We start from the raw sequence: 8,150 nt of genomic DNA, 5'->3' as shown, positions 1-8,150 counted from the left end.
CGCCGCAATGGGCCATCCCTGGCCCAGTGCGGCTAACCCGGCGTCCTGCCGGGTTGCCCACGGATTCAAGCCTGCGTTCGGCCAGCGTGGTTTAACGGGGCGCCTGAGATCAAGATCAAAAGCCAGATCAAGATCAAGATCAAGATCAAGAGCGACTCGCTTCGCATCGTGGTTAGGGGTGAGCGCTACGTAGATGCCTCTTGATGACGGTGGATCAGTCACAAACACATGACTGACACACCGTCATCGGGAGCAAGGCGCCTCCCACATTTTTTTCCGTGCCTGGCTCGACTAAGCGGCTTTGTGACGCTTGCGCACCAGCTTCATCACCACCACAAAGAACACCGGCACGAATACCACCGCCAAGGTCGCCGTGATCATCCCGCCAATCACGCCGGTGCCGATCGCCTGCTGGCTCGCCGAACTGGCCCCGGTGGCGATCGCCAGCGGCACCACGCCGAGGATGAACGCCAGCGAGGTCATGATGATCGGGCGCAGGCGCAGGCGCGCGGCTTTCAAGGTGGCGTCGATCAAGTCCTCGCCCTGTTCATACAGGTCCTTGGCGAACTCGATGATCAGGATCGCGTTTTTCGCCGACAGGCCGATGATGGTGATCAGGCCGACTTTGAAGAACACATCGTTGGGCATGCCGCGCAAGCTCACCGCCAGCACCGCCCCGAGCACGCCCAGCGGCACCACCAGCAATACCGAGGTCGGGATCGACCAGCTCTCGTACAAGGCGGCCAGGCACAGGAACACGATCAGCAGCGACAAGCCCAACAGGATCGGCGCCTGGGACCCGGACAGGCGTTCCTGCAAGGACAGCCCGGTCCATTCCTGGCCCAAACCGGCGGGCAGTTGGCTGACCAGGCGCTGGATTTCGTCCATCGCCTCGCCGGTGCTGTGCCCTGGCGCCGCTTCGCCGCTGATGGCGATGGCGGGGTAGCCGTTGTAGCGCGTCAGTTGCGTCGGGCCCTGGGTCCACTTGGCTTCGACAAACGCCGACAGCGGCACCATTTTTCCGGCGTTGTTGCGCACGTTGATCTTCATCAAGTCCGCCACCTGGCTGCGCTGGTCACCCTCGGCCTGCACCACCACGCGCTGCATGCGACCCTGGTTGGGGAAGTCGTTGATGTAGGCCGAGCCGATGGCCGACGACAATATATTGCCGACGTCGGCAAACGACACGCCCAGCGCATTGGCCTGCTTGCGGTCCACTTCCAGCTGTACCTGCGGGGCTTCGGCCAGGGCGCTTTCGCGCACGTTGGCCAGGATCGGGCTTTTCGCGGCCGCTTCCAGCAACTCGGTACGTGCAGCCATCAGCCCCGCGTGGCCGACGCCGCCACGGTCCTGCAGGCGGAACTCGAAACCGCTGGAGGTGCCGAGGCCGTCTACCGGGGGTGGCAGGATCGCATAGGCAATCGCATCCTTGAGCTCGCTGAAGGCCATGTTGGCGCGGTCGGCAATCGACGCGGCCGAATCATCGCTGCCGCGCTCCGACCAGTCCTTGAGCGTGGTAAACGCCAGCGCCGCATTCTGCCCGGAGCCGGAGAAACTGAAGCCCATGATCATGGTGGTATCACCCACGCCCGGTTCCGTGGCGTTGTGTGCCTCGATCTGCTCGGCCACCTGCACCGTGCGGTTCTTGCTCGCGCCCGGCGGCAACTGGATATCGGTGATGGTGTAGCCCTGGTCTTCCACCGGCAGGAACGAGGAGGGCAGGCGACTGAACAGCAGCCCCAGGCCCACCAGCAGCACCAGATAGATCAGCAGGTAGCGGCCGCTGCGCTTGAGGGCATAGGCCACCCAGCCTTCGTAACGGTCGGTGAGCTGTGCGAAGCGCGTGTTGAACCACCCGAAGAAGCCGCCCTTGGCGTGGTGTTCGCCCTGGGCAATCGGTTTGAGCAAGGTGGCGCACAGCGCCGGGGTCAAGGTCAGGGCCAGAAACGCCGAGAACAGGATCGAGGTGGCCATCGACAGCGAGAACTGCTGGTAGATCACCCCCACCGAGCCTGGCATGAACGCCATCGGCAGGAATACCGCGACCAGCACCAGCGTGATACCAACGATGGCGCCGGTAATCTGACCCATGGCCTTTTTCGTTGCCTCCTTGGGCGACAGGCCTTCAGTGGCCATGATCCGCTCGACGTTCTCCACCACCACAATCGCATCGTCCACCAGGATACCGATCGCCAGCACCATGCCGAACATGGTCAGCACGTTGATCGAAAAGCCCAGCAACAGCATGGTGGCGAAGGTGCCCATCAGCGCAATCGGCACCACCAGCGTGGGGATCAGGGTGTAGCGCACGTTCTGCAGGAACAGGAACATCACCGCAAACACCAGCGCCATCGCCTCGAGCAAGGTGTAGACCACCTTGGTGATCGAGACCTTGACGAACGGCGAGGTGTCGTAGGGGATCTTGTATTCCACATTGGCCGGGAAATAGCGCGACAGCTCGTCCATCTTCGCCCGCACCAGGGTCGCGGTGTTCAGCGCGTTGGCGCCTGGCGACAGCTGCACGCTGACGGCGGTGGACGGCTTGCCGTTCAGGCGCGTGGAGAACTGGTATTCCTGGCTGCCGACTTCCACCCGCGCCACATCACCGATGCGCACGGTAGAGCCGTCAGGGTTGGCCTTGAGCACGATGTCGGCGAACTCCGCCGGCGTCGACAATTGGCCCTTGACCAGAATGGCAGCGGTGATTTCCTGGGTGGGGGTGCCCGGCAAGTCGCCGATGCTGCCCGCCGAAACCTGGGCGTTCTGCGCGCTGATGGCGGCATTCACGTCGGCCGGCGTGAGGTTGAAGCCAATCAGCTTCTGCGGGTCGATCCAGATGCGCATGGCGCGCTCGGCGCCATACAGCTGGGCCTTGCCCACCCCGTCCAGGCGCTTGAGTTCGTTCATCACGTTGCGCGCCAGGTAATCGCTGAGCGCCACGTCATCGAGCTTGCCGTCATTGGACGTCAGCGTCACCAGCAGCAGGAAGCCGGCCGAGACTTTTTCCACCTGCAAGCCTTGTTGCGTCACGGCTTGCGGCAGGCGAGGCTCTACCGCCTTTAGACGGTTTTGCACGTCCACCTGAGCCATCTCCGGGTTGGTGCCCGGTTGGAACGTGGCGGTAATGGTCGCCGAGCCCAGGCTGCTCTGGGACTCGAAATACAGCAGGTGATCGGCGCCGTTGAGCTCCTGCTCGATCAGGCTGACCACGCTTTCATCCAGGGTCTGGGCCGAAGCGCCAGGGTACACCGCGTAGATTTCCACCTTGGGCGGTGCGACGTTGGGGTATTGGGCCACCGGCAATTGCGGGATCGCCAGGAAGCCGGCCAGCAAAATGAACAAGGCCACCACCCAGGCGAAAATCGGGCGGTCGATGAAGAACTGCGGCATGGCGGGTTATTCCTTTACGAGCGGGCTGTCGTCCACTTCTACTTTTTCACCGGGGCGCGCGTGTTGCAGGCCCTCGACGATGATGCGGTCGCCGGGTTTGAGGCCGCTGCTGACGATCCAGCGATCCTCGATCACCGCGCCCAACTCCACCGGCTGCTGGCGCACGGTCTGCTCGCCGTCCAGCAACAGCACCATGGGGATGCCGGCGCTGTCGCGGGTGATGGCGCGTTGCGGCACGCTCAGGCCTTGCCTGTCGACTGCCTGTTCCAGGCGTACCCGCACAAAGCTGCCGGGCAGCAGGTCGAGGTCCGGGTTGGGAAACTCGCTGCGCAGGATGATCTGCCCGGTGCCCGGGTCGACGCTGATGTCGGCGAACAGCAGCTTGCCCGGCAACGGGTACAGGCTACCGTCGTCCTGGATCAGAGTGGCCTTGGCCTGGTCCTGGCCGACCTGCTTCAGGCTGCCGGCACGAAAGGCACGACGCAGGTCGTTGAGCTCGCGGGTGGACTGGGTCAGGTCGGCATGGATCGGGTCCAGTTGCTGGATGATCGCCAGCGGCGTGGCCTCGTTCTGGCCGACCAGCGCGCCTTCGGTCACCAGGGCGCGGCCGATGCGCCCGGAAATCGGCGCGGTCACGGTGGCGTAGCCCAGGTTCAACCTGGCGCGCTCGACGGCGGCCTTGTTGGCGGCGATTTCGGCGTTGGCCTGGCGCAGGGCGGCGCGGGCGTTGTCGTATTCCTGGCCGCTGATGGCGTTGCCTTCCACCAACCGGCTGTAGCGCTGCTCCTGCAGGCGCGCCTGGAATGCGTTGGCCTCGGCCTTGCTGAGGTTGGCCTGGGCGCTGTCGAGGTCGGCCTTGAACGGCGCCGGGTCGATGCGAAACAGCACGTCGCCGCGTTTCACGTCATGGCCCTCACTGAACACCCGTTGCATCACCACCCCGGCGACCCGGGCGCGCACCTCGGCAATGCGCGGCGCGGCGATGCGTCCGCTCAATTCGCTGGTGATGGACAGGGGCTTGGCCTGCAGCGTCTCGATGCGCACTTTGGCCAGGGGCATTTGGGGCGCCTCGGCTGTGGACTTGTCACACGCGCTCAGCGCCAGTGTGAGGGCCAACAGGCAAAACGGCGCAAACAGATTCTTCGACATGCTCTTATCCCAATATTGACTGGCGCATCCTAAGGTCACCTGCGCTGTGGTGCTGTGAAGCTGTGTAGGTCGTGTGTGAAGAAATGTAAGGGGCGGCGCGCGGGGCGCTGAGGGCGTATATCCTTGCACAACCTTGCTTGCAATGAAGATCAAATGTGGGAGGGGGCTTGCCCCCGATAGCGGTGTGTCAGCCAATCAACAGTCGACCGGCACCCTGTCATCGGGGGCAAGCCCCCTCCCACATTGGATTTGTGTACGACACCTCACTGTATTTTCTGGAAACACCTCCATGCCCAATATCCTCCTGGTGGAAGACGACGCCGCACTCTCCGAGTTGATTGCCAGCTACCTGGAGCGCAATGGCTACCACGTCAGCGTGCTCAGCCGGGGCGACCTGGTACGTGAGCAGGCGCGGCTGAACCCGCCGGATCTGGTGATCCTCGACCTGATGCTGCCCGGCCTCGACGGCCTGCAGGTCTGCCGTCTGCTGCGCGCGGACTCGGCGGGCCTGCCGATCCTGATGCTCACTGCCCGTGACGACAGTCATGATCAGGTCCTGGGCCTGGAAATGGGCGCCGACGATTACGTGACCAAACCCTGTGAGCCCCGCGTGCTGCTTGCCCGGGTGCGCACCTTGCTGCGCCGCAGCAGCCTGTCGGAACCGCAGGTGGCCAGCGACCGCATCATCATGGGCAACTTGTGCATCGACCTGTCCGAGCGCACCGTGACCTGGCGCGAGCAGGCGGTGGAGCTGTCCAGTGGCGAATACAACCTGCTGGTGGTCCTGGCGCGGCATGCCGGTGAAGTACTCAGCCGCGACCAGATCCTGCAGCGCCTGCGCGGTATCGAGTTCAACGGCACCGACCGTTCGGTGGACGTGGCCATCTCCAAGCTGCGGCGCAAGTTCGACGACCACGCCGGTGAGGCGCGCAAGATCAAGACGGTGTGGGGCAAGGGCTACCTGTTCAGCCGTTCCGAGTGGGAATGCTGAGCCATGTTTCGTGTCCTGCTGCGTCTCTACCTGATCACCATCGTCACCTACAGCGCGGCGATTTTCCTGATCCCCAAGCTGGTGATCCAGCTGTTCGAACACCGCTACATGGACTATAACGTCGAACAGTCCCGTGGCCTGCAAACGCTCATCGTCAAGCAATACCTGCGCGCGCCGGTGGAACGCTGGTCGCACGTCACCGAGCAACTGAGCCGTGACTTTGCGCCGTTGAAAGTGCAATTGCTATTGCGCCAGGACGCGCGCTACACGCCTGCCGAGGAGCAATTGCTGGAGCAGGGCAAACCGGTGATCCGCCTGGGCGAGTGGGGCTGGATGGAAGAAGTCAGCTCGCCGATCAACGAGCAGTTCGCGGTCAAGCTGATCATCCCGCCGGACCCGCTGGACATGAACCTGCTGTACTGGTCGATGAACGTACTGGTCGGCGCCGCGCTGCTGGCCTGTCTGCTGGTGTGGTTGCGCCCCCACTGGCGCGACCTGGAGCGGTTGAAAAGCACCGCCGCGCAGTTGGGCAAGGGCAACCTGGGCGAACGCACGCAGATTCCGCCGAGTTCCAGCATCGGCAGCCTGGCGGCGGTGTTCGACACCATGGCCAATGACATCGAGCATCTGTTGAACCAGCAGCGCGACCTGCTTAACGCGGTGTCCCACGAGCTGCGCACTCCGCTGACCCGGCTGGATTTCGGCCTGGCCCTGGCGCTCTCGGAAGACTTGCCCGCGGCCGGCCGGGAACGCCTGCAAAGCCTGGTGGCGCATATTCGTGAACTGGATGAGCTGGTGCTGGAATTGCTCTCCTACAGCCGTCTGCAGAACCCGGCGCAGTTGCCCGAGCGCGTGGAGGTGGTGCTGGATGAATTCATCGACAGCGTGTTGGGCAGTGTCGACGATGAGCTGGAAAACCCCGACATCGTCATCGAGGTGGTGCTCGACTGCGCCGTGGAGCGCTTCAGCCTCGATCCGCGCCTCACCGCCCGCGCTCTGCAGAACCTGCTGCGCAACGCCACGCGTTACTGCGACAAGCGCATCCAGGTCGGTGTCAAGGTTTGCCCCAAAGGCTGTGAAATCCGTGTGGATGATGACGGCATCGGCATTCCGCCGGACCAGCGTGAACGCATCTTTGAGCCGTTCTATCGCCTGGACCGCAGCCGTGACCGCGCCACCGGGGGCTTTGGCCTGGGCCTGGCCATCAGCCGGCGGGCCCTGGAAGCCCAGGGCGGCACCTTGACCGCCGAGGCCTCAGCGCTCGGTGGGGCGCGGTTTCGCGTGTGGTTGCCCAGCGTCGATTGATCAAGGCACCTTGATCGCGCGGCCGATCACCCGGATTGTCGTGCCTGTTTGAAAAGGCATAAAGTCAGATCATATTGGTATAAGTCGTTATAAGAAAAATCGCTATCCTGCCGCCAGAAATTTATAAGGCCGCAGGTAGCTGTAATGGATGTAGGTAATGTGGGTTTCGTGGTTGCCGGCCTGATCGTAGGTTTTATCGTGGGCATGACGGGCGTGGGCGGGGGCTCGTTGATGACGCCGATCCTGTTGTGGTTCGGGATCAATCCGGCCACGGCCGTGGGCACTGACCTGTTGTATGCCGCCATCACCAAGTCCGGTGGGGTGCTGGTGCACAGCAAGAACAGGAACATCGACTGGACCATTACCGGCTGGCTCACCCTGGGCAGCGTGCCGGCGGTGTTGCTGACCCTGTGGTTCCTCGCCAGCCTGCATACCGACCCCAGCGCCATGAACGCGGTGATCAAACAGGCGCTGGGCGTGGTGTTGCTGTTGACGGCCCTGGCGATCCTGTTCAAGAAAAGCTTGCTGGCGTTCGCCCAGCGCCATGCCGGTGACGACTACTCTATGCGCCCGCGCAATCTGAATGCGCTGACGGTGGTGACGGGCGCGGTGCTGGGTACCATGGTGGCGCTGACGTCCATCGGCGCCGGCGCGCTGGGGACGGTGGCGCTGTTTATTCTGTATCCGTTTCTCGCCACGCGCCGCCTGGTCGGCACCGAGATCGCCCATGCAGTGCCGCTGACCCTGGTGGCGGGGCTGGGCCATGCGAGCATGGGCAATATGGATTGGCATCTGTTGGGGTTTTTGCTGATGGGCTCGCTGCCGGGGATTTATCTGGGCAGTCATATGACTGGCAGGATTCCGGATGGTGTGCTGCGTCCGTGTCTGGCAGTGATGTTGATGGCGGTGGGTTACAAACTGGCGTTCTAGGGTGGACGCGGTCCAGTGTGGGAGGGGGCTTGCTCCCGAGGGCGGCCGACGGTCTGAAACTATCTGACTGATGCTCCACCATCCAAATGTGGGAGGGGCGGTGCGAGGATTCGACTTGCCCCCGATGGCAGCCCGGCGGCCTATGGCTATCTGACTGATGCTCCACCATCCAAATGTGGGAGGGGGCTTGCCCCCGATGGCGGCCTCTGGGCCGACCAGGATGTTGGAACGAGTACATATCCGTTTCTGCGGTGACGGCTGCTATCGGTTCCGCTTTTACAGCGGGTCACTTTTGGAAAAGAGCCCCAAAAGTAACCAAAAAGGCTCTTGGGTATGACTCACCCACATGGGTTACAAATCAGTTCACGCACATAGGTAACAGTTT

5 protein-coding genes are annotated in these 8,150 nt (G+C 63.2%); 3 read left to right on the top strand and 2 right to left on the bottom strand.

The genetic code is table 11. From position 1 onward, the window contains the following. Window positions 1-291: 291 nt before the first annotated feature. Window positions 292-3,390, bottom strand: coding sequence for an efflux RND transporter permease subunit (locus tag CIB54_RS27110; RefSeq protein WP_101221485.1), 3,099 nt, complete (start codon window positions 3,388-3,390; stop codon window positions 292-294). Window positions 3,391-3,396: 6 nt separating this feature from the next. Continuing rightward, complete coding sequence (locus tag CIB54_RS27105) at window positions 3,397-4,539, bottom strand: efflux RND transporter periplasmic adaptor subunit (protein WP_101221484.1); 1,143 nt, start codon at window positions 4,537-4,539, stop codon at window positions 3,397-3,399. 289 nt (window positions 4,540-4,828) lie between these two features. Here CIB54_RS27105 and CIB54_RS27100 point away from each other — a divergent pair, with 289 nt between their 5' ends. The 3 genes from CIB54_RS27100 to CIB54_RS27090 all read left to right on the top strand — a co-directional run bounded on the left by CIB54_RS27100 (window position 4,829) and on the right by CIB54_RS27090 (window position 7,765). Next, a complete protein-coding gene (locus tag CIB54_RS27100) occupies window positions 4,829-5,530 on the top strand; it encodes a response regulator (RefSeq protein WP_065952541.1) in 702 nt (233 codons plus the stop codon). 3 nt (window positions 5,531-5,533) lie between these two features. Then, window positions 5,534-6,835, top strand: coding sequence for an ATP-binding protein (locus CIB54_RS27095; protein WP_101221483.1), 1,302 nt, complete (start codon window positions 5,534-5,536; stop codon window positions 6,833-6,835). 144 nt (window positions 6,836-6,979) lie between these two features. Then, the gene (locus CIB54_RS27090; protein WP_065952543.1) at window positions 6,980-7,765 is read left to right on the top strand and encodes a sulfite exporter TauE/SafE family protein; all 786 of its coding nucleotides are present in this window, start codon (window positions 6,980-6,982) and stop codon (window positions 7,763-7,765) included. The last annotated feature ends 385 nt before the right edge of the window (window positions 7,766-8,150 follow it).

The organism is Pseudomonas fluorescens, from assembly GCF_002837185.1.
GTDB classification, from domain to species: Bacteria; Pseudomonadota; Gammaproteobacteria; order Pseudomonadales; family Pseudomonadaceae; genus Aquipseudomonas; species Aquipseudomonas fluorescens_AM.
Note: the sequence above shows the minus strand (reverse complement) of the source record. Positions and strands in the feature narration are given on the sequence as shown.